At 39.2% G+C, this 22,022-nt stretch carries 21 protein-coding genes and 1 tRNA gene; 9 read left to right on the top strand and 13 right to left on the bottom strand.

Annotated elements, in window-relative coordinates; genetic code table 11:
* The first annotated feature begins 379 nt into the window (after positions 1 to 379).
* Positions 380 to 1,720, top strand: coding sequence for a M60 family metallopeptidase (locus tag CBM24_RS14250; RefSeq protein WP_088161725.1), 1,341 nt, complete (start codon positions 380 to 382; stop codon positions 1,718 to 1,720).
* A gap of 172 nt (positions 1,721 to 1,892) precedes the next feature.
* Positions 1,893 to 2,222 (top strand): YegP family protein, encoded by a 330-nt coding sequence (locus CBM24_RS14245; RefSeq protein WP_075992803.1) that lies wholly within the window; start codon positions 1,893 to 1,895, stop codon positions 2,220 to 2,222.
* Positions 2,223 to 2,327: 105 nt separating this feature from the next.
* Here CBM24_RS14245 and CBM24_RS14240 read toward each other — a convergent pair whose 3' ends face one another.
* From CBM24_RS14240 to CBM24_RS14225, 4 genes are all read right to left on the bottom strand, one after another.
* Positions 2,328 to 4,448 (bottom strand): ATP-binding protein, encoded by a 2,121-nt coding sequence (locus tag CBM24_RS14240; protein WP_088161724.1) that lies wholly within the window; start codon positions 4,446 to 4,448, stop codon positions 2,328 to 2,330.
* A gap of 147 nt (positions 4,449 to 4,595) precedes the next feature.
* On the bottom strand, positions 4,596 to 5,114 hold the full coding sequence (locus CBM24_RS14235) for a methylated-DNA--[protein]-cysteine S-methyltransferase (RefSeq protein ID WP_088161723.1): 519 nt from the start codon (positions 5,112 to 5,114) through the stop codon (positions 4,596 to 4,598).
* Positions 5,115 to 5,233: 119 nt separating this feature from the next.
* The gene (locus CBM24_RS14230; RefSeq protein ID WP_157698462.1) at positions 5,234 to 6,547 is read right to left on the bottom strand and encodes a sensor histidine kinase; all 1,314 of its coding nucleotides are present in this window, start codon (positions 6,545 to 6,547) and stop codon (positions 5,234 to 5,236) included.
* A 143-nt stretch (positions 6,548 to 6,690) separates the two neighbouring features.
* The gene (locus CBM24_RS14225) at positions 6,691 to 7,785 is read right to left on the bottom strand and encodes a PAS domain-containing sensor histidine kinase (RefSeq protein ID WP_088161721.1); all 1,095 of its coding nucleotides are present in this window, start codon (positions 7,783 to 7,785) and stop codon (positions 6,691 to 6,693) included.
* 219 nt (positions 7,786 to 8,004) lie between these two features.
* Here CBM24_RS14225 and CBM24_RS14220 point away from each other — a divergent pair, with 219 nt between their 5' ends.
* Positions 8,005 to 8,460, top strand: a complete 456-nt coding sequence (locus CBM24_RS14220) for a GNAT family N-acetyltransferase (protein ID WP_075992798.1) — start codon at positions 8,005 to 8,007, stop codon at positions 8,458 to 8,460.
* A gap of 50 nt (positions 8,461 to 8,510) precedes the next feature.
* On the opposite strand, the gene CBM24_RS14215 is transcribed toward CBM24_RS14220, so the two are convergent.
* Complete coding sequence (locus tag CBM24_RS14215; protein WP_088161720.1) at positions 8,511 to 9,032, bottom strand: DinB family protein; 522 nt, start codon at positions 9,030 to 9,032, stop codon at positions 8,511 to 8,513.
* A gap of 194 nt (positions 9,033 to 9,226) precedes the next feature.
* Positions 9,227 to 10,807 carry a discoidin domain-containing protein gene (locus CBM24_RS14210; protein ID WP_198385910.1) on the bottom strand — a complete coding sequence of 527 codons (1,581 nt, stop codon included), beginning with the start codon at positions 10,805 to 10,807 and terminating at the stop codon, positions 9,227 to 9,229.
* A 251-nt stretch (positions 10,808 to 11,058) separates the two neighbouring features.
* Here CBM24_RS14210 and CBM24_RS14205 point away from each other — a divergent pair, with 251 nt between their 5' ends.
* Positions 11,059 to 11,550 (top strand): YdcF family protein, encoded by a 492-nt coding sequence (locus CBM24_RS14205; RefSeq protein ID WP_088161719.1) that lies wholly within the window; start codon positions 11,059 to 11,061, stop codon positions 11,548 to 11,550.
* Between the two features lie 63 nt (positions 11,551 to 11,613).
* On the opposite strand, the gene CBM24_RS14200 is transcribed toward CBM24_RS14205, so the two are convergent.
* A complete protein-coding gene (locus tag CBM24_RS14200) occupies positions 11,614 to 12,726 on the bottom strand; it encodes an acyltransferase family protein (protein WP_088161718.1) in 1,113 nt (370 codons plus the stop codon).
* 377 nt (positions 12,727 to 13,103) lie between these two features.
* Here CBM24_RS14200 and CBM24_RS14190 point away from each other — a divergent pair, with 377 nt between their 5' ends.
* Positions 13,104 to 13,409 carry a hypothetical protein gene (locus CBM24_RS14190; RefSeq protein ID WP_088161717.1) on the top strand — a complete coding sequence of 102 codons (306 nt, stop codon included), beginning with the start codon at positions 13,104 to 13,106 and terminating at the stop codon, positions 13,407 to 13,409.
* Between the two features lie 35 nt (positions 13,410 to 13,444).
* Here the strand turns inward: CBM24_RS14190 and CBM24_RS14185 are convergent, their stop codons facing one another.
* Positions 13,445 to 13,765, bottom strand: a complete 321-nt coding sequence (locus tag CBM24_RS14185) for a hypothetical protein (protein ID WP_088161716.1) — start codon at positions 13,763 to 13,765, stop codon at positions 13,445 to 13,447.
* A complete protein-coding gene (locus CBM24_RS14180) occupies positions 13,746 to 14,258 on the bottom strand; it encodes an AAA family ATPase (protein ID WP_088161715.1) in 513 nt (170 codons plus the stop codon). Before CBM24_RS14180 ends, CBM24_RS14185 begins: the two co-directional genes overlap by 20 nt.
* Positions 14,259 to 14,512: 254 nt before the next feature.
* On the opposite strand from CBM24_RS14180, the gene CBM24_RS14175 reads away from it, so the two are divergent.
* Both CBM24_RS14175 and CBM24_RS14170 read left to right on the top strand, forming a co-directional pair.
* Entirely contained in the window at positions 14,513 to 15,109 is a 597-nt protein-coding gene (locus CBM24_RS14175) for an NAD(P)H-dependent oxidoreductase (RefSeq protein ID WP_088161714.1), read from the top strand.
* A gap of 480 nt (positions 15,110 to 15,589) precedes the next feature.
* The gene (locus CBM24_RS14170) at positions 15,590 to 16,024 is read left to right on the top strand and encodes a hypothetical protein (protein ID WP_088161713.1); all 435 of its coding nucleotides are present in this window, start codon (positions 15,590 to 15,592) and stop codon (positions 16,022 to 16,024) included.
* Between the two features lie 74 nt (positions 16,025 to 16,098).
* Here CBM24_RS14170 and CBM24_RS14165 read toward each other — a convergent pair.
* Together CBM24_RS14165 and CBM24_RS14160 are read right to left on the bottom strand one after the other, a co-directional pair.
* Positions 16,099 to 16,171: transfer RNA gene (locus tag CBM24_RS14165), tRNA-Lys, on the bottom strand.
* Positions 16,172 to 16,305: 134 nt separating this feature from the next.
* Positions 16,306 to 18,225, bottom strand: coding sequence for an ABC-F family ATP-binding cassette domain-containing protein (locus tag CBM24_RS14160; RefSeq protein ID WP_088161712.1), 1,920 nt, complete (start codon positions 18,223 to 18,225; stop codon positions 16,306 to 16,308).
* Positions 18,226 to 18,285: 60 nt separating this feature from the next.
* On the opposite strand from CBM24_RS14160, the gene CBM24_RS14155 reads away from it, so the two are divergent.
* Positions 18,286 to 19,320, top strand: a complete 1,035-nt coding sequence (locus tag CBM24_RS14155; RefSeq protein ID WP_088163570.1) for a quinone-dependent dihydroorotate dehydrogenase — start codon at positions 18,286 to 18,288, stop codon at positions 19,318 to 19,320.
* An 8-nt stretch (positions 19,321 to 19,328) separates the two neighbouring features.
* Entirely contained in the window at positions 19,329 to 20,108 is a 780-nt protein-coding gene (locus tag CBM24_RS14150; RefSeq protein WP_198385909.1) for a TIGR02757 family protein, read from the top strand.
* Positions 20,109 to 20,208: 100 nt separating this feature from the next.
* Here the strand turns inward: CBM24_RS14150 and gap are convergent, their stop codons facing one another.
* Both gap and CBM24_RS14140 read right to left on the bottom strand, forming a co-directional pair.
* Positions 20,209 to 21,216, bottom strand: coding sequence for a type I glyceraldehyde-3-phosphate dehydrogenase (gene gap, locus CBM24_RS14145; protein WP_088161710.1), 1,008 nt, complete (start codon positions 21,214 to 21,216; stop codon positions 20,209 to 20,211).
* Positions 21,217 to 21,222: 6 nt separating this feature from the next.
* Complete coding sequence (locus CBM24_RS14140; RefSeq protein WP_088161709.1) at positions 21,223 to 21,840, bottom strand: TlpA family protein disulfide reductase; 618 nt, start codon at positions 21,838 to 21,840, stop codon at positions 21,223 to 21,225.
* Positions 21,841 to 22,022 lie beyond the last annotated feature (182 nt).

Below are 22,022 nucleotides of genomic sequence, written 5' to 3'. Positions count from 1 at the left end.
TTTGAATAACATCTAGCTTCTACAGCAGTAGAGAATAAGGGCGTTACTCGTTTCTTATCATTTTTTTAAAACAGATTTTCTTAATAATTATTTGAAATTTATCAAAGCGAAAAGCTTTTCGTTGATTGTGCAAACGTTTGATGTGGAGCGGTTGATTATTTTTCTGTACAATATATTATATCTTGCTTTTAGATTATGAACTAAAATACTTTGCTGAAGGTGAAGTGAATTCTTTGCATGGATCATCTGGTTTTCAAGTTTCGATGAACCATAAATCGATCAGAAAAATAAAAACTTCGAAACAGCGGCTTAGGCTTTGAAGGGTGATCGGAAAGAAGTGTTGACAATTAATACAAATTATAAACTTTATTTAAAAATTATGAGAAAGACCCTGTTTTCCTTAATCACGATTTTAGTGATCGCTATGACCACTTCTTGCCGGAAGGATGGTAGCTTAATGTACACTTTACTTAACGATTCCAGTGCAGAATCCTTAGCAATAGCGGATTCGGTCCAACGATTTAAAGTAAGTCCTTCGGCTGCAACTGAGGCTGATAGACTTCAGTTTCGAGCAAATCATAATGAAATGCAAATGACCGGATTTTATGTAGTGCCAAACAGTACTATAACGATAAAAGTCAAAGTCAACTCGGGGACGACAGCAGCACGCTTGGCGATCGGGACGCCTTTTAGAGACAATATTCGACCAGTGCGGCAGTATTTCAATCTGCAGGCAGGTACGCAAAAGTTCACAGTGGACCAATACGGGGGCTTGGTTTATGTGATTTATACAGCTGATAACTACACAACAACTGGAGAAATAGAGCTTTCTTTTGGCAATGGCTTTATCCCGGTGCCTTACTTTCAAAAGGGAATTACCACCCATGAGAAATGGGTAGCTACATTGGATTCGTTGAAAAATACCGTGCCGGATGTCGTCTTCTCGTCAGATCACACCATTATGGTAACCAAAATTGCCGATGCGCTATTGTATAAGAACGAAGATCAACAGCTTATTGTGGATAGACTGGATTCAATTATTGGTTTTTCCAATAGTATAAGTGGTTTGAATGGTACGAGTGGAGTCCATGCCATACCATATAATAAACACCTGATTACCGTGAGAGATTCGAGTGCAGGTGGTTATATGGCTGCCGGTATTTCTATTTATTTTACCGATGCTTTATCTTATCGTATGTTGCAGCCAAAATACTTGTCCAATACAAATGGATGGGGAATATGGCATGAAGTAGGGCATACCTATCAACAAAAAGCTTGGACCTGGGGCAATCTGACAGAAACAACCGTGAATGTCTATTCTCTAGCCAGTGAAAGGGGATTTAGATTGCCGGTAAGCCGGGTGACTGCCAATAATTCCTGGCCTAAATTGACGACTTACTTTCAGAAAAACATCGCGGACCGCAACTTTAATTCAGGAGATAATGATTTGAAAATGATTATGTTTCATCAGCTTTGGCTAGGGTTTGGTGATGATTTCTACATCAAACTTAGCAAAACTACCCGCGAGAACAGACCCACAGTTTCAACAGACGCAGAGAAAATGCGCTATTTTATGCTGTCGGCATGTCAGATTGCACAAAAAGATCTTTCGGATTTTTTTAGAAAATGGGGTTTTAAAATCGATGAATCTGTGTATACGGCGATAAGTGATCTGAATTTGCCGGCTCCTACACAAGATTTAACCGCTTTAAGAGATTAAACTGTCTTGCGTACTGTGGCGTTGAATCTGTTAGTACAGATGTATAGGAAGTATGTGCCTTATTGATAATAAAAAAATTAATCGTTGTTTTACAATAAAAACATTGAAAAGTATTATCTTTAGTATGGAAGTTAATTCCGATAACCACATATTTATTTAATTAATTGAGAAAATGGGTAAATTTGAAGTAAAAACACGGAAAAATGGAGAATTCCAGTTTAATCTAAAAGCTGGAAACGGACAGGTGATTTTAAGCAGTGAAGGTTATACAACTAAAGCAAACTGCTTAAATGGCGTTGAATCTGTAAAAAAGAACGCTCAGGACGATAACAAATTTGATCGTAAAACTTCTACGAACGGTAAGCACTACTTCAACCTCAAGGCTACCAATGGCCAAATTATTGGAACCAGCGAGATGTATGAAAGCGCAAGTGGTATGGAAAATGGCATTGAATCTGTCAAGAAGAATGCGCCTGATGCGACGGTTGAGGAGATAGCCTAAGTCTATTTTCAAATGCCGGACTATTACACGTAAGTGTAAGCAGTCTGTCAATAAGCACGTATGATTTGATAGTAAAGAGCCGGGTAAAAACCGGCTCTTTTGTGTTTATTTTTCTGCTGTCGGGAGTGGGATGGAAAACCAGAAACTGCTGCCCAAACCCACGGTGCTATCAACTCCTATCTGACCCGCGTGTTTTTTGATTATTTCAGCGGAAATATAGAGCCCCAGTCCAAGCCCCGAGTAGGATTTGCCTTCGTGATTAGCTCTATAATATCGATCAAAAATAAATGGCTGTACTGCCGGATTAATACCTTCACCTTGATCTTTGACGGTTATTTTGATACGATCTTGCAACTGTTCAACCGTAATATTGATTTCTCTCGATTCTGGAGCATATTTAACGGCATTATTGACAAAATTGACAAGGACTTGTTCTAGACGTTGTTCGTCGGCAAAGATATCTGCATCGAGATCGCCGGTAATATTAACTTGATGGTTGCCTTGGGATATGATATTGTGACAACTGGAGGTAAGTATCTTCGATGCCTTGAAGGTTGTTTTTTCGAGATGAAGCTGCCCTTCACTGATTCGATGCATATTGAGCAGGTCGTCAACAAGAGTAACGATCTTTTTGATATTGACAGCAGACTGATCAATAAGTCTTGAAATGATGTCACTTCCAGTTTTGTCCTTGAATCGTTCCAGCAGTTGAATTGTTCCCTTTAATCCCGTGACGGGCGTCTTTAGTTCATGGCTGGCAATACCCAAGAAATCATCTTTTTGAGACTCATAATTTTTCCGTTTTGTGATATCCGCCACTACACCAATGAGGTGAGTCGCATTACCTTCTGCATCGTATTTGGGAAGACCCGACGCATTGATCCAATGCAACGATCCATCAGGCCAACGTATGAGATATTCAGCGTGATAAGTGGTCTTGTTCTGGATAGCATCCAGAACTTTTTGATAGACCATTTCGCGGTGCTCAGGGACGATGCTTTGCATGAGGACGTCATAGTCAAAGCGATCGTTTTTAGTGAGGCCAAAATTGAGTTTACAGGTTTCCGAGCAGTCCATTTTACCTGTTCTTATATCGCGATTGTAAGAACCGAGTTCACCAGCTTTTAGTGCAATTTCCAGCTGATAGTTGAGGGCTTCAAGGTGTTCGTTTCTTTTGATACGCTCCGTAACCTCATTGGCGATGACAATAATAGACTCCGTTTCACCTTCATCATTCTTCAACGGCTCATAGGTGAAATCAAAATAATGATCGCCCAATACTCCCATAGACTCAAGTCTTGCGTAGGCAGTGTCTCCAATATAATTTTGGCCAGTAGTAAAGACATCATCCAATATTCCCAAATAAGGCTGTCCCTGTAATTCGGGAAGTGCTTGCTCAAGTGGTTTGCCAAGAATGATTTCTGTTTTGTGCCAGAGTTTGAGCATCATATCATTGGCAACTTCAATGACTAATTCACGACCTGTTAAAATCGCAAATGCTATTGGGGCCTTATCTATAAAGGATCTGAATCGACGTTCACTTTTTTTGAGGTTTTTGTTGAGCAGCACTGTCAAATCATAGGATTTGTTGAGCTGGCTATTGGTACGATAAAGTTCATCATTGGCAAGTTCCATCTCGTCATTAAGTTCGAGCAGCCGTTGTTGCATGGTTGCCATGGTAATATTGACACCCTCAAGCTCATCAATTTTATCTATGGAAGAACTTCGAAGCTCGATTTGGTCCATTGCGGTCCGTGCAAGACCTTCTAATATCTGTCGATCTGCTGTAGTGAAAACGCGTGGATGTTTGTCGATGACGCACAGCGAACCGATCATAAAACCATCATGGGTAATAAGTGGTGCACCTGCGTAAAACCGTAGTCCAAAATCTCCAATTACATTTGGATTGGTCAGTAGAATATCTTCTTTCAGTGTATCTTCAAAGACCGTTACTTTCTTGTCCAGAATAGCTAGACTACACAAGCTTTGCCCTCGGTTCGTTTCCTTTGTAGTGCCCATGCCAATATTTGCTTTGAAATAGACAGATTCTGCATCGACCAGTGAGAGTAATGCAATAGGGGCATTGAAGATTTGTGTGGCTAATTTTGCAATTCCATCAAAGCTGGCTTCAGAAGGGGTTCCAGTTATTTTATAGCGTCTGAGGGCATTCAGTCTGTCATGTTCATTTTCAGGCATTATATCCATTCCAAACGTATTCTCTATCATAGTGACCGTGTAATTCTTTTTATAAAGATATAGTTTTAATTACAAAAGCGGAGATGCATTTTTTTTTCTCTTCATCGGCAATTCAAAGATTCCCTGAAATGATTGTTATTCCGCAGGAATAACATACTCTAAGGCTAATAGTCAGCGTTAAAGACCGAATAGTGTCGGGGTCCGATATTGTTGTTCAAGGTCAAGCAGGATAGACTTATTGCGAATGCCTCCGGCAAAGCCAACGAGCTTGCCCGAGGTGCCAACTATCCTATGGCAAGGGGCAATGATAGCGATAGGATTTTTATTCAACGCGCCACCAACGGCCCGGACGGCTTTGCTGTCGCCAAGTTGCTGCGCCAGTTGACCGTAAGTCCTGGTTGTACCATAGGGAACACCTAAAAGCATTTTCCAGACCTTGATCTGAAAGGCTGTTCCCTGAAAATCAAGCGGAATATCAAATATCTGTCTTTTTTTTGCAAAGTACTCATTCAGCTGCAGTTCCGTCTGTATTAAAACGGGAGTCTCTTCATTGTAGGTTGCTGTAGGAAGTTTTGTGCGGATATAATCCTTGTCCGCCCAAACTAAACCTGAAAGTCCCTTTTCGGTAGCGATTAAGTGTATAGGGCCAACTGGTGTGTCGATGATTTTATATACATAATTGGCATTTGCTTCCATATTTCCTTTGCGTCAATGTGTATTAGGAGTAAATCTACAAAAATGAACCTATATTGAAGTACACAAAGTTTTTCTACCATAAATAATCTCATCAAAAATTTTCTAAACCTATATTTGGGTTAACAGCATGTAGGAACTTCGATCTTGGTTTGCTGCTTATGGCTGGGGCAGGATGGCAATCCAACTGTAAAAACGGATCCCTTATTGGGTGTACTTTGGATGTTCACAATACCTTTGTTTCGTTCAATAAGATCCTTGCATAAGACAAGGCCCACACCCGATCCGGGCTCGTCTTCAGTGCCAAAGGACTTTTGCTGAATTTCATTAAAAAGTGCAGCAGACTTCAAGGGGTTAATTCCTATTCCTTCATCCTGAATATGAATATGTGTATAGGTTTCATCCACGCTGGTGTAGATGTTGATATTCCCATTTACATAGCTGAATTTGATCGCATTGCTAATCAAGTTGCGTAAAATAATAATGGTATGATCCCGATTGGCAATTATCTGCGTGTTGTTTGGTATATTAATATTGATTTTTAGTTGTTTAGATTGTGTATTCTCATTAAAAACTTTAATAATTTGTTGTATCATAGGTTTGATTAATTGGGGTGATGCTTTGGTATTCATACCTTGCATACTGCTGCTGCCCCATTGTAGCAAATCATCCAAAGCTTGATTCTGCTGTGTAATCTGCTGATAGATCTGTTGGATATATTCCTGGGATGCCGTACTATCGAGCATCTGATTACGAAACATAAATATCAGTGCTTCCAGGTTGGCAAAAGGGCTTTTGATGTCGTGCGCGATAATAGAAAAAATTTTTTCTTTGTCCCGATTCATGGATTCTAAGTTGAGGCGTTGCTGCTCAATTTTTTTCATATTCTTATAGATGATATCAAGAAAAAAGTTGACCGCAACGACCATAAAAGCAAGCGCATTGATAATATTGAAAACAGATCTGGATCGTGGAACTTGCTGACTCAGGGGAAGTATATCAGGAAGCAGATATAACAGTAAAATCAGGAAAGCTACCGTAATACAAAGGACTATATGGATCTTTCGGTTGTCATACATCAACATCGAGACAATCAATGTGCACAATAGAAAATATTCGCCGCCATTTTTATAAAGTAGTGCCCCAGCGAAGAAAAACACAGAATTACTTATCAATAGAGTTGCCTTAGCGATATTGTGTTTCCCATAATATTGAAGCAGAAGGACCGTAAACGAACATATAGAATTGGAGAAATTAATCGCCGATAAAACATAGCGGTGGTCGATAAGATTGAGGATTGAAAAGAAAATTGTCGGAAATAAACATAACAATGCAATCAAATTTATCATGTGCACACGTTTGAAATCGATGTATGACATGCCCGGATGTGCACCAATATGGGAAAATAGTTTCCAATATTTACGAAAATGATTCATAGAGACGTGTCTGATTTTGCTTACAATTTCTAAACACTCAAAATTAGCCATAAATCAGGAGTCCAACAATGATTTTTCTTGAAAGCAGAATAAGATTGACAAAATTTGCCATCAAAGGAAGATAAAAGAGCTAGGTCGCTCGATTAATTTGGAAAAAATAGACGGATTTCGGTCCCTTGGTTCTCCTTACTGAAGATGGCCATCTGCGCTTTGAGTCTTTCAAGAATTTCCTGAACGATAAACAGCCCAATGCCTTTTCCCTGATAATCCGTTGAATTTGAACCACGGAGTCTTTCCATGCGTATATTTTCGAGTTCATGCTGGGGAATACCGATACCATTGTCTTTGATGATATATAATACACCGTTCGTTACTTTTTCACTATAGATATGCACCGCTGCTTTCTTATTGGCCGAAGAGTATTTGACCGCATTGTTGATCAAGTTTGTAAAGATTTGGTAGATTGCATTTTGATCACTGTTTACTGGAAAAAGGTCACCAAAGATAAGTTCAGTATGTGGGCTACGGTATAGTAATTTCGCTTCCCGGCACCAATTGGGCAATGTAAGATCTAAACGAACAGGTTGTTTCCGTAGTCTATTAATTGGAGCAAGACTCAGTTCGACCGTTTTGTCGATAATATCAGCAATGTTTTCAACTGATTGATCAATGACATCATACAATTCGAGCCGTCTATTGGACTGCATATCCAAATGTTCTTTTAGTACACCTATACCCAATTTAGCAAGAGCCAAAGGATTTTTAGCATCATGTGATAGCGTATAGGATATCATGCGCAGGTTGGTTGCGGGATTGATTGTTATATTTTCTTGATCTTCAAGTTTCTCTTCGTGTATCTTATGCGTGACATCTGTGGCTGTGTGGAGGATGGAATAAGTTCGGCCACGCTTATCAAAGAGGGGTTTGTATTCAAAATCAAAATAGCGTTTGATCTTGAAATCACGGTCAATGATCGTTGCAGGGGTTTCAAATGCCTTGTAGGTGACGCCGCTTTCCCAGACATTACGGAGTATATCTGTAAACCCTTCTTGGGTAAAAACCGGAAAAACCTCTCCAAAGGAATGTCCAAATATTTCGTTCTCTGTACGCCACATATTTAGCATTCGCGAGTTGGCGAATGCGATATTGAGGTTCGAATTATCATAAATCGCCGTTGCAATCGGCATCTGATTTAATGCTTCAAAAAAAATCGGAATATCCTTTTGAGGTTTTTGCATATTGGGTATTTAATGATTATCTGCTTACCGCAGTGCGACCGTAAAATTAATCAAAAATCAAGCCAATAGCGATGGTTTTTAATGTTTTTTAGGAAAAATACGGCCAATCGGTAGGGCTGGAAATAGCGCAATAAAAACACACTAAATTATTATTATATTTAATAAACTTTATAGGAGATGTAAGTTAACAATAGACAGGGATTTGTAATCATACCAATTATGGATAAGTATTTGGAAATTAGGAAATATGATGTTCAGGACAGAAATAAGCTGATCGATATTCTTCATATGAATATACCGAAGTACTTTGCACAGAGCGAGGTTGCCGATTTCACAGAATATCTTGACCAGGAAATGGAGACGTATTTTGTTGCGCTGGTTAACGGGCAAATTATTGGTGGCGGTGGAGTAGGTTTTTCTGATGATGAGCGCATAGGTTTTTTGAGCTGGAGTTTTTTAAATCCAAAATATCACGGATTTGGTTTTGGAAAAAATCTATTGCATCACCGTATTGACTTTCTGTACACCCATCATCAGGTTGAAAAGATCGAAGTCGGTACCTCTCAATTCACGTTCGGATTTTATAAGAAAAATGGTTTTATACTAAGGGAAATCCATAAAGACTATTGGGCTGAAGGCTTTGATTTATATGATATGGTCCATACAAGAGAATAGACAGTACCGTTAACACTGATTCGATGAAAAGCTGATAAATAAAGTGTAGCTCATTGATTGAATGAGACCAAGTTTTCCTTGATTTGATTCAGGTGGTGTAAGGGATGATAGCTCATCAGAAAAAACATTTCGCGAATACTGAGTTTGCCGAGCAAAGGATGTGGTAAAACAAGGCTATCGAGCTCCTCTTCATTGTACAGTACAAATAGCTGATTGATTTTAGCCAATACTTCTTCCAGTTGCGCAATCAGCCCCTCTTTCTGTGCGGGCAGGATTTCTTCAGGCAAAAATTGACTTGGGGCCTGCCGGCTTGTTTTGAGATAATTGTTACGCACCGTGTCGTAGTCCCAGGTTGCGCGTTGCAGGGATCCGAATTTTTGGGCTATATAATCTTTTGACTGAAGTACCTTTGGAAATGGTAGAAGCGTTAAGAGAATATGTTTTAGCTGCTGACCAGCCGTCCATTTTTCATGATTACGATATGAAAAATGGGGCTCAGGTAATGCCTGGATATAGGCAATAACCGTATGGTGGTTGTCAGAAAAAGTTTTGATCAGTTCTTGTCTATTCATCCTAATTTTAGTGATAAGTGATTATTTCGATCGTTTTTTCTAGCTTATTGATAAGTCAAAGTCAGTATGATCTACTAAAAATATAAAATTATTTGCTACCCTCAATTATGAATCTCACTTATTCGGTGTTGATCAAAGCTAAAAAAGGCCGGTACTATTTGTTATACCGGCCGTTTATTCTATCGATCTAAGTTTTAATATGCACCAAAATCTGCAAGATGAGAATAGAAGAAATCACCCCAAGAACTTGTCGACTCTATTTTAAGGTATTGGGTGCTAACGGATGTAGTAAGGTCGACATTGATCCAGGAGCCCGCGACTTTGCTCAATTGTGTCGTTTTGATCAAGGTCCAACTTACACCATTTGTACTTGAGTAAATATTGACATCTTTCATCGCTCCATTTAAATTATCGCGGTTACGGAAAGCAATACCTTTCACGGTGCGTAATGCACCCATATTGACGGAAAAGAAATGTGGCTGCGGGGTTTGAGTGGACGACCACGGAGTATGCCAGACCGTACTTCTATTCATATCCAATACATTGCTGGCTGGTGATCCAGGCTCATTACTATCGCTAGCTACAATTGACCAACCTGTTGTCGGTAACAGTTTATAGGTCACAACCTTCGATAAATCGGGTATATTGTTAACGAAGTTATAGGCGTATCCTAAGGTGGTACGGCTTCCATTGACATGGAGAAATCCTATTCTCATTTCGTAATTCCCTGTCAGATCATAAAAATCAGCTAATGGGCACTCAAATCGAAAACTATCCTGTCCAATTATTTTTGTCGACCATTGTACGGCATCATAATCGTTATTCACTCCAAATGGCTCCCTATCATGCCAAACAACAATGTCATTGACCGGTTTTGTTGTTGTAAATTTCCCGGAAACGATAATCTTATTGTTCACAAAGCTTGATGACAAGGATGTTATTTCTGCAGATGCGGATGCGTACCAGTCAGTTCTTACCACAGAGCTGAATACTTGGCTATTGTTAAATGTTGCTGCTGTGGTACTGGTCAAAGAAGTTGTAGAGATTCCATAGGTTGAATTGCCCGAACCCATCAATGCCGTACCTAAAGCTGGCGCTAACGTTTTGTTCATTCTGTTGTGGCTGGCATTTAAGCCATGGCCCAGTTCGTGAATCATTCCACCTATCCATACAGTTGCTTTCCATCCAATATCACCGCCTATTCCTAAGTTTTTGGCGTCCAGATTTACATAATCTAATGCGTAGCAGCTGGTACCTGTGCCATAGAATGGAGGGCCTCCCGGATTAGCTGGATCTGTATTGTAGGTTGGAATAATGATTAGATTGTGCTCGCTTTTTTTTCCTGACGGATTTTGATTAAAATAGCTGTCCACTTCGGCTTTCACAGCGCCGCTGCCCCCTGAGTACGGATAAGTAGCTTTGCCATATTTTCCAGCGATGTAATGGATATTAATCAGGCTGTCATTGAGCAGATCCAATCCGAAGGATTTTCTGCCGAAGCCTTCGCGATCCATATTATTTGCAAACATATTTTGGGCGTCCAACAGGATCTTGCTAAGACGCTTTCTGAAGTTGGGAATGGAATCCACATCATTTGGAACAAAATAGATGACGTTCAGCTTGTAGGGATTACTGTTCCATTCATTTGTTACCGAGCTAGTTGATGTTTTTGCTTTTAGAGTTTCGACACTTTCTTCGGTATTTACCAAGGTCTTGTTACAGGATGCAGCCCCTAAAGCGAGGGTTGCAAGCATTAGATTTAAAAGTTTTCTCATAATGGTTTATATTGTGTATCAATAAATATAAATAAGGCATCTTTTATTGGTGTGTAAAAAAATAAACTTTTATCACAATTAGTTTAGTCAATCGATTGATTAATCAACTTTGAAAAATGTTTTGTAACATTTTAATTTATTTGAGCATGAAATGGTTGAGAGTTAATAATGGCTGGATAAAATTTAACCGACTTCTTACTTGCTTTTCATCCAGGTCTTATTACATTTGATTGTATGAATATTTAAATCGTATGGAAAAAATTAAAAACCTGATATTATTGTTGGGCGCACCCAATGATGAGCAGGGGAATCTCAGCGTTATGGCATTAGATAGAAATGAATGTGCCTATAATTTCTATTGTCATAATGAAGGGACTACAATTTTGTGTACCGGCGGCATGGGTGAACATTTCAATCGGACAGAAAAGCCGCATGGCGCTTATGCTCAAGCTTATCTTATGGAAAGAGGTGTCGCGGAGAAAGATTTACTTCCATGTGTACTATCCACAAATACTGACGAAGATTTTATGCTATCAAAAGAGATCATCAAAAAGATCTCTCCGGATCTCTTCATCGTGATTACCTCAGATTTTCACATGAAGCGAGCGAAATTATTGCAAGAAAAACTCATTGACTACCCAAATGTATTGTTTATTGCTGCAAAGTCGACTGTTAGTCCCGACGAACTTAATTTGTTGTTACGGCATGAACAACAAGCTATTCGAAGAATACTGAAACGTTAAACAGGTGTATTGAATAGCACTATTTTTAGCGGTTGCCTCTTATGCCGGCAAATTTTTTATACATTAACCCAGTTTCTTTCTGAGCCATTTGCGGACAGGTTCGTCATACCATTTCAAGCTTACATAGGCCATTGTAATACTTCCTACCAAAATCAATAGGGCATAAGGCAAAGCTTTTATAAGCGTCATATCCTTATTGTTGCTGATCCAGGCAACATAAAAATAGACGAAAGGGTAGTGTACGAGGTATAGCGGGTACGAGATGTCACCCAGAAATTTACAAAGCTTGTTTTCTAATCTGCTGCTTGATATGCTGCTTGTCCCCAGGTAAACGATCAGGGGGAATACAATGATAATACATACCGACTCATATATCCCGTTCATCCAGAGCTGTTCTGCTCCACCTATACGAGGCATATACAATACAATGGCGATTAAAATACTACAGTATAAAAAAGCATGTCGGATACGGCTCGGGCTCGTTATTCTGGATAGCAGGAGTCCCGCAAAAAAAGGGTACATGGTGCGGGTGATTCCTATCCGCACTTGTTCAGCATTTAATGTCCAGCCACCGCTAACATCTCCAGTAGGACTTGTGATCGCCAAATGGGCGAGTGCCACAGCTGCAATAAAGACCAAAATGCTTAACCCTGTTTTGGATAGTTTGCGAATACCGATGGCATATAGCATATTGGCAATATATTCAAAAAACAATGACCAACCGACACTATTGAGCGGATGCATTTCCTGCCAGCCTCGAATATCCAAAGAGAGGGGAACTGGAAGAATCGTATAACCAATGAGCATGACCAAAAGCATTTTCCAGAGCGGAACGGTGTGAATAAGTGGCCAGATTGTAGAATCTGTAAAATAAAAGCCTATTGCGCCAAGAGTCATACCTAATATAACCATCGGCTGAAGGCGTTCAATACGGCGTTTAAAGAAGGTACCAATAGACATTTTATGCCAGCGATCATCATAGGCATAGCCGATTACAAATCCAGATAAAAGGAAGAAAAAATCAACGGCCAAATAGCCATGGTTGACCAAGATATCGAGATGTCCTGTTCCCAATGGCTCCGTGAGATGAAAGGTTACAACGATAATCGCAGCGACGCCTCGTAGTCCGTCTAAAATGGGATAGTGTGGCTTTGTAGAAAGGTTTTTATTGTTCATGGCTTCTGATTGTATTTCGAAGATGTCTATGGACTTGCTAACTGTTTATAAATGTTATTGAATGAATGGCTGAAAATAATGAAATAACAGGTTTAAATTTGATCAAATCGTATCAAAATCCCGATGGTTAGTCTCATTTTTTGTGATGTACCGAATCGTTTATGGGGATTCACAATTTTTATTGCTGGTACACTCAGCTGCCGGCATTTTAATGCTTATAGATTGTACATTCCGAGATCCAATGACCCAAATTTTTCATATCTTGTTGTCCAATTCACAAAGGCTTTCTTCGACTGTCAGTTTACGTGAAATCGAGAAGCTCCCTTTGCGCATTGAAAATTCCGCTGTGCATTTATAAACATAAATTAATAAAAGAAATGATCGTTGTTAAAGTAACCTATAGTGTCCATGATGACTATGTACACATGAATAAAAAAATGATTGAAAGCTTTCTCAAAGATTTCAGGAAGTTAGATGGAACACAATTCCTGTATACTATTTTGCAGGGTGGTGAAAGCAATACTTTCGTACATATTTCCCAATATAAGAATAAAGAGATACAGGATCAATTGCTGAGAATACCGAGCTTTGTCCTTTTTCAGGAACAAAGAGATAAAAACCTTGCTGTTGAGCCCAAAATTGAGTTTATGAACTTTATAGGGAGCTCAAACGATCCGTTTTAGCGAAGGAGGGACCGCGCTTCATGCAAAAGATATGTTTAATCACTATAGGCAATTAAACCACTTTGTTTGTTACTTGCAATGTCAAGTATTTGGATGAAGCTATTTATGTCAGTATCCATTTGGAGTCCCTTGTTTAGTATAATTTGCTCAATTTGTTTAATCAGAGCAGTATCCAGCCTGAAATCCGTATAATAGTCAAATCGTGTGGCGATTATGCCTTTTCGCTGAAGACTGCTGAAAGTTTTTTCTTCAAGTTGTCCAGCGAAAACCAATCCTGCCTTTTCAGGGAAATCTGGTTTTACTTGTTTATCATCAATAATATAAAAATCTAACATCTCAGGATTTAATTTTTGCATGTATCTGGTTATTACGACTCGATAATGGGCCGTTTACTTCAATAGCTTGTATACCAAAGTCGTCAATCCAATCGCGGAGTAAATCATTAACTTTAGATCTAAGTTTGGGTAGATCCGACTTGTGGCAAGGTATCAAATCGGGTTCTTCAATGGGGACAAACACCAAAAGATCAATTTCGGCCAATATAGCAAAGGTCTTTTCAAAAAGGAACTGAATATTTTTCTTTGGATCAAGAATATACAGATAAGCTAAGATGTCGAGTACACATCTATCGAATATTACATTGTCTCCGCTTTGTGAAATTAGCTGGGCGGAGTAGTTAAATTGTTCAACGAAATCTTCGGCAGTGGGTTCTTCAAGGAATTCATGCCCCGATGATTCCAGCTGATAGTAAGGTTCTACTTCCAGTGTATACCCGGGAAGCTTTTCTAGCAGCTCTTCTGCTAAGGTGGTTTTACCTACTTTGTGCGTGCCAAATAGAGCAATTCTCATTTTTTAAATTTATAAGATTAAAAAAATACGATATGATTCCAACTTCCAGCTGTATTAAGCTACGTGTTTTTTTTGATACTAGTTGTAAAATATTATATTTATATGAGATTAATTTATAATTATTTCATTTTAAGTGTGATGCAGTGTGCTGGTATTGTTTGAGTGTGGTTTAGGTAGCAGTTACTTATTCTTTGCTTCAGAAATCTTTATATATTATCTTGTAATCCTTAGAAGGAAAAAACAATACTGTTATTATGAATATTTTAATTGTTTACTGCCATCCTAGTAATCTGTCGTATACATTTGATATATATAATCACTTAAAAAAGATGTTGATTTCTGAGAACTGTTTTATTGAAGTTTCCGATTTGTATGCTAACAATTTTCAGAGTAATCTGACCGTAGAAGAATACCAGCGGGAAGGGGGGAACAATATCAAATTGTCTATTCCCAATGATGTGCTCGAAGAGCATCGAAAAATAGAAAATGCGGATTGTATTATCTTCCTTTATCCTGTTTGGTGGAGCGATTGTCCTGCAATGATGAAAGGCTGGTTTGATAGAGTTTATTGCCTTGGTTATGCTTATGGCCACGTAGCAGAGCTGCCAAAGATGAAAATAATTAAGCAGGGAATAGTGATCTGTACTGCCGGACATCCTAATAAGTTTTTAGAGGAAATTGGTATTGCTCAGAGCATGGAAAAAGTTATGCTTGAGGACAGACTTGGAACACGCTTTCAGCATAAAGAAATGTTAATTCTAGGCGGAACTTTAGCAATAGATGAAGTGAGAAAGGAGCACTTAGGTCAAATTAGTGAATTGGTAAAAAAAATAGGAGTAAAGTGCGATTAATTCTTTAAAGACATTTCTACATTGTATTAAACCTAGTCAATCCTCCTTTCGAACCCTAATATTCCTAAATTAATCAGAACCTTGAAAATAGTTGAAACTATTCAAAAGCAAATACTGGGTTTCGCGCTTCCTCAAATAGACAAGAAGTGTTAGGCATGTAAGAACGTTTTGGCATGGGTGTCGTTAAAAATTAACTTCAAAACTGCTTGCAGTAATAAACAAATAACAAAACAATAATTGGTATGATAGGAAAACTAAAATATTATCTTACAAACAACGCGAGTATCACTGAGGAACACATAGACCAGATAAGCAGATGCTTCACACTACAGCATGTAACAGAAATACTTGCCTCTTATCTTGATATTACACAAGAAACGTTGAGCAGGCTTAAATCGAAATGATTTTTTGACATACATCAACGCGTCTAAAGTTGGAATGTTTTAAATTTGATTAGTTACATTTTTAAAAATAATCAATATGTATTTAGATCCAGATAACCACGCCGTTAAACTTTGTGCCCAAGGTATGGACATCGAGGGAAAACCGGAAGAAGCAAGCAAATTATTTACTCAAGCTTGGAATGAAGCGATAAATGACTTTGAAAGATTTATAGCAGCCCATTATATAGCAAGACATCAGAAGAGTGTTGCAGACAAATTGAAACGGGATGAGACGGCCTTACATTTGGCTCAAGAAATAAAGAACAACGATGTCAGCGGGGCCTTCCCGTCGCTGTACTTGAACATTGCCAAATGCTATGAGGATCTAGGCGATGCTGAAAATGCAGAAAAAAATTATCAATCAGCACTTTCGTTCACGGACAAATTATCTGATGACGGATATGGAAATATGATTAGAGGAGGTATTTTGAACGGAATTAAAAGGTTAAAGTCATTGAGTGAGAATAGATAACATAATCGTCCAGTCTTTGTCATTTATAATTCATATAAACAAAAAAAGCTAATCTTGCGATTAGCTTTTTTCTGTGATCCCGCTGGGATTCGAACCCAGGACCCATACATTAAAAGTGTATTGCTCTACCAGCTGAGCTACGGAATCTTACTTCTTTATTTTTGAACTACCGTTCCTTGTTTGAAGTGATGCAAAAGTAGGGCTTTAATCCTATTCCTGCAAATAATTTTGGCTTAAAATCACGCTCTAATGCTTAATAAGCTGATTTTAAGCCAAAAAAATTAATCATTTTCCAAATCCATGATTTCTTCTGCCAACTGCTCCCAACTCTCCTGGAATTGTGTCAATAATGCCTTTGCTGAGTTGTAAGAACGTGTAGTTTCCTGTAACTTAGTCGCATCCGAATAAACCGCTTCGTCCGCAAGCTTCGATTCTAAGTTTTTGACTAAAATTTCCTGCTCATCAATTTTTTGTTCAAAAGACGTTAGCTCCTTATTTTTCTTGCTCAACAAACGTGTCTTATCTTCCGTAAGTGGTTGCTTCTCTTTCTTTACTTTGGGTTCTTCCTTGAATTTTTTCTCGGTTTTTACCTCCGTCTTCACAACGCGTTTTGCAGCCCATTCTTCATACTCCTGGTAAGTACCTGGGTACTCCTTGATCTGTTTGTCCTCAATGTACCAGATTTTGTTCGCCACATTGTCCAAGAAATACCGGTCGTGGGATACAACGATAAATGTACCTTCGTATTGCTGCAAAGCCTGGATCAGAATGTTGACAGACTGCATATCCAAGTGGTTGGTAGGTTCATCGAGCGCTAAGAAGTTCGCGTCTGCGGTTAATGCTTTTGCAAGAGCCACACGTGATTTCTCGCCTCCGGAAAGTACTTTGATCTTTTTGAAAGCATCGTCTCCAGTGAATAGAAAACATCCAAGAATGGAGCGCAATTCGGTCTCTGTATGCTTCGGTGCAAAAGTTTGTAACTCGGCAAGGATGGAATTTTCCAGGTGTAAGGCTTCCAGCTGATGTTGTGCAAAAAATGTTTGCGAAACATTGTGTCCCTGTTCTGCCTTTCCTTCAAACTCGTGATCCGCGTTAGCCACGATACGTAAGAGGGTAGATTTACCTTTACCATTGGCACCAATTAGTGCAATCTTATCACCCTTTTCTATAATTGCTGAGGTATTTTTTAAGATCTCCAGGTTAGGGTAGGACTTGGAAATATTTTCCAACGTTACAACGTGACGACCTGAAGGTTTTGAAAATTTAAAGCTGAAGTTTACTGTAGGGTTGTCATCGTCAACATCGTCAATTCTCTCCAAGCGATCCAACGCTTTGATCCGCGACTGCGCCATTTTGGCTTTGGAAGCCTTAGCGCGGAAACGCTCAATTAAACGTTCTTCCTGTTTTATCTTGGCTTGCTGGTTTTTAAACTGATTGGCCTGCAATTCATTCCGTAATTCCTTCTCTTCAAGATAAAAACTGTAATTACCTGCATAAAGTGTTAATTTTCCTTTACGTGATTCTACCGTTTTCTTGATGATGCGGTCAAGGAAATATCGATCGTGGGAAACAATCACAATGGCGCCATCAAATGCTTGCAGATAGTTCTCCAGCCATTTGATGGAAGGTAAGTCCATGTGGTTGGTCGGCTCATCCAGTAACAGAATATCCGGAGTTTGCAATAAGATACGGGCAAGCATAACCCGCATACGCCATCCTCCAGAGAAAGTGGCCAATGGTCTTTTTTGTTCTTCTTCCGAAAAACCTAGACCAGCAAGGATTTCGTGCGCCTTAAACTCGATGTTATAACCATCTAAGGCCTCAAATTCTACTTGTTTATCGCTTAGTTTATTCAGGATGTCATCCGAATAATCTGTTTCTAGTTTGTGGAGTAAACCTTCGATTTCGGCATGTAATTGATTTTGGCGTTCAAAAGCTTCCATGGCAACATGCAAAATGCTTTTGTCAGAATGGTACGACAATAAGTCCTGGTTTAAATAACCAATCTTAAGGTCCTTCGCCATGGAAATCGTTCCTGATGTGGGCGTATATTGACCGACAATAAGGCGAAGTAAAGTCGATTTACCTGTACCATTGGCACCGATCAAGCCAACTTTATCTCCTGGTTTGATATGCCAGTTTGCTTCGTCATATAAAGCGCGAGATCCTATTTCAAATGTTAAATTATTTATTGATATCATTTCAACTGCAAAAGTACAAAAGTAATGAATATTTCTTCTTCTTTGAGTAACTTTGCGATTATGTATAAATTAGTCAAACCTATATTCTTTACAATGAATCCGGAGACGGCTCACCATAAAGTGACCGGTGGATTGAATGTTTTCTCAAAAATTTGGGGCGCCAAACAATTATTGAACGCTTTTTTTACCGTGGAAGATCCACGTTTGGAACGCGAAGTCTTTGGATTGAAATTTAAAAATCCTGTGGGCCTTGCTGCTGGCTTTGATAAAAATGCGGAATATATTGCAGATATGACTAATTTGGGATTTGGTTTTATCGAAATTGGAACGGTAACTCCCAAGCCACAACCGGGCAACGATAAACCCAGGATGTTCCGACTTGTTTCCGATGAAGCTTTGATCAATAGAATGGGATTTAATAATCAAGGGGCAGACGTTGCCGCCACAAGATTGAAAAATCTAAAGGATCGAAAAGGATTGTTAATAGGGGGGAATATCGGTAAGAATAAGGTGACGCCTAATGAAGAAGCTGTCAATGACTACATTTATTGCTTCAATGCATTGTTTGACTACGTGGATTATTTTGTGGTCAATGTGAGCTCCCCGAATACACCGGGCTTACGCGATTTGCAGGAAAAGGAACCTTTAAAACATCTATTAAATACTTTACAGAGCCTCAATGTAGCTAAAACAGCTCCGAAGCCAATTTTGCTTAAAATAGCACCTGATTTGACGGATAGTCAATTGGATGATATCGTCGAGATCGTATTGGAGACACAAATTGCAGGCGTCATCGCAACGAATACGACAATTTCAAGAGAAGGCTTAAAGAGTCAACAGGAACTGATTAATGAAGCGGGCGGGGTAAGTGGACGTCCTTTGACCAAGCGTTCAACAGAAGTTATTCGCTACTTAAGTGAAAAGTCCAACAAGGCATTTCCGATCATTGGTGTAGGGGGGATTCATTCGGCGAAAGATGCCATTGAGAAGTTAGATGCTGGAGCCAGTCTCATTCAAGTTTATACCGGTTTTATCTACGAAGGTCCAGGCTTGATTGCAAAGATTTGTAAAGGCATATTGCAGACAGGAAGATAAGGATTAGCATGGCAGTTGATTTTGATCTGAAAGATTTCTTGGATAAGAAAGTTGATGAATATAATCAACCTGGTTTTATTCTAAATGATCCCATATCGATTCCGCATCAATTTTCAGCGAAGCAGGACATTGAAATCATGGGATTCTTGGCTTCCATTATGGCTTGGGGGCAAAGAAAGACGATTATCAATAAATGCAACGAGCTGGTGGCTCGAATGGATGGTTCGCCATACGATTATATCATCAATCACCAAGAGCAGGATTTAAAAACCTTACTGGGATTTAAACACCGCACGTTCAATGATACCGATATTCTTTATTTTGTTTCTTTTTTTAAGCATCACTATCAGCATTTCGAATCTTTGGAAGATGCTTTTCTCGTAGGGCAGGAGAACTGTGAAGAGGTCGATTTAGAAATGGCACTGAATGCCTTTAAAACCTATTTCTTTTCGTTGCCTGACTATCCTGTTCGCACACGGAAACACATTAGTAGTCCAGCACAGAAGTCAACCGTCAAGCGGATCAATATGTTTTTACGCTGGATGGTCAGAAAAGATACAAAAGGGGTAGACTTTGGGCTTTGGCAGCGTCTTTCCCCAAAAGATCTAATCTGTCCGTGCGATGTCCATGTTGAGCGTGTTGCCCGCAAATTTGGTCTAATTACATTGGATAAAGTGAATTGGAAAACAGCTCAGGAATTAACGGCCAATCTACGCCTACTAGATCCGTTGGATCCGGTCAAATATGATTTTGCGTTGTTTGGTTTGGGCGTAGAAGGGGAAATGTAAAATTAAGGCGTGAAGAAAAAAGCGTCCTTGTCAACTATAGCTGGCAAGGACGCTTTTTTTATACCGGAACCTATCGTAAGATGCTGCAGGGGTAGCTAGATTATACAAGCTTGTCGATCTTGATCAGGAGGTCAACCAAACGATTAGAATAACCAAATTCATTGTCATACCAGCCTACGACCTTGACCAGACCACCCACTACCGAGGTTAACTGGGCATCAAATACACATGAATAGGGGTTATTGATGATATCTACCGAAACGATAGGGTCTTCTGTATAAAATAATACATTTTTTAAGTCGTTTTCTGCTGCAGCTTTGAACGCTTTATTAATTTCTTCTACCGTGGTTTCTTTCTCAAGTGTACAGGTAAAGTCCGTCAATGAGCCATTGAGTACAGGTACACGTATGCCTGCGCCCCCTAATTTATGCTGCAAATGTGGAAAGACATTGGTTATGGCCTTAGCAGCACCAGTAGTTGTTGGAATGATCGCCGACGATGCTGCCCGCGCTCTCCTTAAATCTTTATGTGGTGCGTCGTGAAGATTTTGGTCTCCAGTCATGGAGTGAACCGTGGTAATATAGCCATCTTTGATGCCCCAATTTTCATCCAATATTTTAACTAGGGGAGCAACATTGTTTGTTGTACAGGAGGCATTGGATAAAATCGAAGCAGATAGATCAATGACACGATCATTAATGCCCAATACCACTGTTGGAATGTCTTTATCTTGTGCCGGTGCGGAAATAATCACTTTTTTTGCACCAGCTTCCAAGTGCAGCGACGCTTTGTCACGACTGGTAAAGTACCCCGTAGATTCTATGACGACATCAATCTGAAGCTCCTTCCAAGGCAGTTCCGCCGGATCTTTTTCATTGGTGACCAAGATGGAAAGACCATTGACAATAATATGTTGGTCATCGTGGGTTACGGTACCAGGAAAAGGACCATGTACAGAATCATATTTAAATAGGTGGGCCAACGTCTTGGTGTCTGTCAGATCATTGATAGCAATGACCTGCAGTTCATCGAAAGCCCCTCTTAAAAAGATATTACGTAGTGTATTTCTACCGATACGTCCGAATCCATTGATTGCTATGTTTAGCATTTCAGATTATTTATGAAATTGGCTGATTGCTTCGTTAATATTTTTTTCACCTTCCCAATGTGCTTTTAGCTTTCCATCAGCACCATACACATAATTTGCCGGAAATTGTGAAGGCACATGGATTGTTTGTATAAACGTTTGGTCTTTATCAATCAATACCTCTACGTTAGATGCTTTGGATAGTTTAGGAGCGAATGTGTCAAAAAAACCTAATACTAATGCCGGGTCATTCATGGAAATATAATAGATATTGACGTCTTTTATACGATCAATATTCTTTTCTAGCTCCGTAGCTTCATGTTGACAATGACTACATCCTGGATCAAATAGGATAAAAACGGTATTCTTGTCTTTGGCAACGTTTTCCTGCGTAACACGGATGCCCGAACGAAGCTGATAAAATGTGAAATTAGGGAGAATGGCTGCAGGGTCGGAAGATTGTGTTGGTGCAGCTTGACTATGGTCGTGGCCTGCATGATCGTGACTTGCATGGTCATGGCTTTCGGCGCTGGCTTCCTGGGTCGTATTTGCAGTATGATCTGTTTTCGGTTTGTTGTTGTTACATGAGGAAAGAATTCCGGCAGCCAATGCCACTGTCACTCCTAAGATTATCTTTTTATTCATAGAATACGTTTGCTTTTAAATCAGTTTTAGTGATTTTATCGTTTTAATATTTATGCTTAATAAATCGTCAAATTCTGCGTAGAAAACATTGAACAATCTATTGTATTAATGATTCAAAACTATAAAAAAAAAGGGATTATCAATCGTTGAATCTCATTTATGACAGTTTACTGGATATTGAT

Origin of the sequence: Sphingobacterium sp. G1-14 (genome assembly GCF_002196555.1) — a bacterium.
GTDB lineage: Bacteria > Bacteroidota > Bacteroidia > Sphingobacteriales > Sphingobacteriaceae > Sphingobacterium > Sphingobacterium siyangense.
The sequence above is the reverse complement of the archived record's forward strand: the minus strand, read 5'-3'. Positions and strand labels throughout refer to the sequence as shown.

Coding starts and splice junctions, on each gene's coding strand:
- CBM24_RS14160 (WP_088161712.1), bottom strand. CDS start 18,225: ATGATATCAATAAATAATTTAACATTTGAAATAGGATCTCGCGCTTTA.
- CBM24_RS14245 (WP_075992803.1), top strand. CDS start 1,893: ATGGGTAAATTTGAAGTAAAAACACGGAAAAATGGAGAATTCCAGTTT.
- CBM24_RS14155 (WP_088163570.1), top strand. CDS start 18,286: ATGTATAAATTAGTCAAACCTATATTCTTTACAATGAATCCGGAGACG.
- CBM24_RS14240 (WP_088161724.1), bottom strand. CDS start 4,448: ATGATAGAGAATACGTTTGGAATGGATATAATGCCTGAAAATGAACAT.
- CBM24_RS14170 (WP_088161713.1), top strand. CDS start 15,590: ATGTATTTAGATCCAGATAACCACGCCGTTAAACTTTGTGCCCAAGGT.
- CBM24_RS14220 (WP_075992798.1), top strand. CDS start 8,005: ATGGATAAGTATTTGGAAATTAGGAAATATGATGTTCAGGACAGAAAT.
- CBM24_RS14250 (WP_088161725.1), top strand. CDS start 380: ATGAGAAAGACCCTGTTTTCCTTAATCACGATTTTAGTGATCGCTATG.
- CBM24_RS14175 (WP_088161714.1), top strand. CDS start 14,513: ATGAATATTTTAATTGTTTACTGCCATCCTAGTAATCTGTCGTATACA.
- CBM24_RS14185 (WP_088161716.1), bottom strand. CDS start 13,765: ATGCAAAAATTAAATCCTGAGATGTTAGATTTTTATATTATTGATGAT.
- CBM24_RS14225 (WP_088161721.1), bottom strand. CDS start 7,785: ATGCAAAAACCTCAAAAGGATATTCCGATTTTTTTTGAAGCATTAAAT.
- CBM24_RS14140 (WP_088161709.1), bottom strand. CDS start 21,840: ATGAATAAAAAGATAATCTTAGGAGTGACAGTGGCATTGGCTGCCGGA.
- CBM24_RS14205 (WP_088161719.1), top strand. CDS start 11,059: ATGGAAAAAATTAAAAACCTGATATTATTGTTGGGCGCACCCAATGAT.
- CBM24_RS14210 (WP_198385910.1), bottom strand. CDS start 10,807: ATGAGAAAACTTTTAAATCTAATGCTTGCAACCCTCGCTTTAGGGGCT.
- CBM24_RS14180 (WP_088161715.1), bottom strand. CDS start 14,258: ATGAGAATTGCTCTATTTGGCACGCACAAAGTAGGTAAAACCACCTTA.
- CBM24_RS14150 (WP_198385909.1), top strand. CDS start 19,329: ATGGCAGTTGATTTTGATCTGAAAGATTTCTTGGATAAGAAAGTTGAT.
- CBM24_RS14215 (WP_088161720.1), bottom strand. CDS start 9,032: ATGAATAGACAAGAACTGATCAAAACTTTTTCTGACAACCACCATACG.
- CBM24_RS14235 (WP_088161723.1), bottom strand. CDS start 5,114: ATGGAAGCAAATGCCAATTATGTATATAAAATCATCGACACACCAGTT.
- CBM24_RS14230 (WP_157698462.1), bottom strand. CDS start 6,547: ATGAATCATTTTCGTAAATATTGGAAACTATTTTCCCATATTGGTGCA.
- gap (WP_088161710.1), bottom strand. CDS start 21,216: ATGCTAAACATAGCAATCAATGGATTCGGACGTATCGGTAGAAATACA.
- CBM24_RS14190 (WP_088161717.1), top strand. CDS start 13,104: ATGATCGTTGTTAAAGTAACCTATAGTGTCCATGATGACTATGTACAC.
- CBM24_RS14200 (WP_088161718.1), bottom strand. CDS start 12,726: ATGAACAATAAAAACCTTTCTACAAAGCCACACTATCCCATTTTAGAC.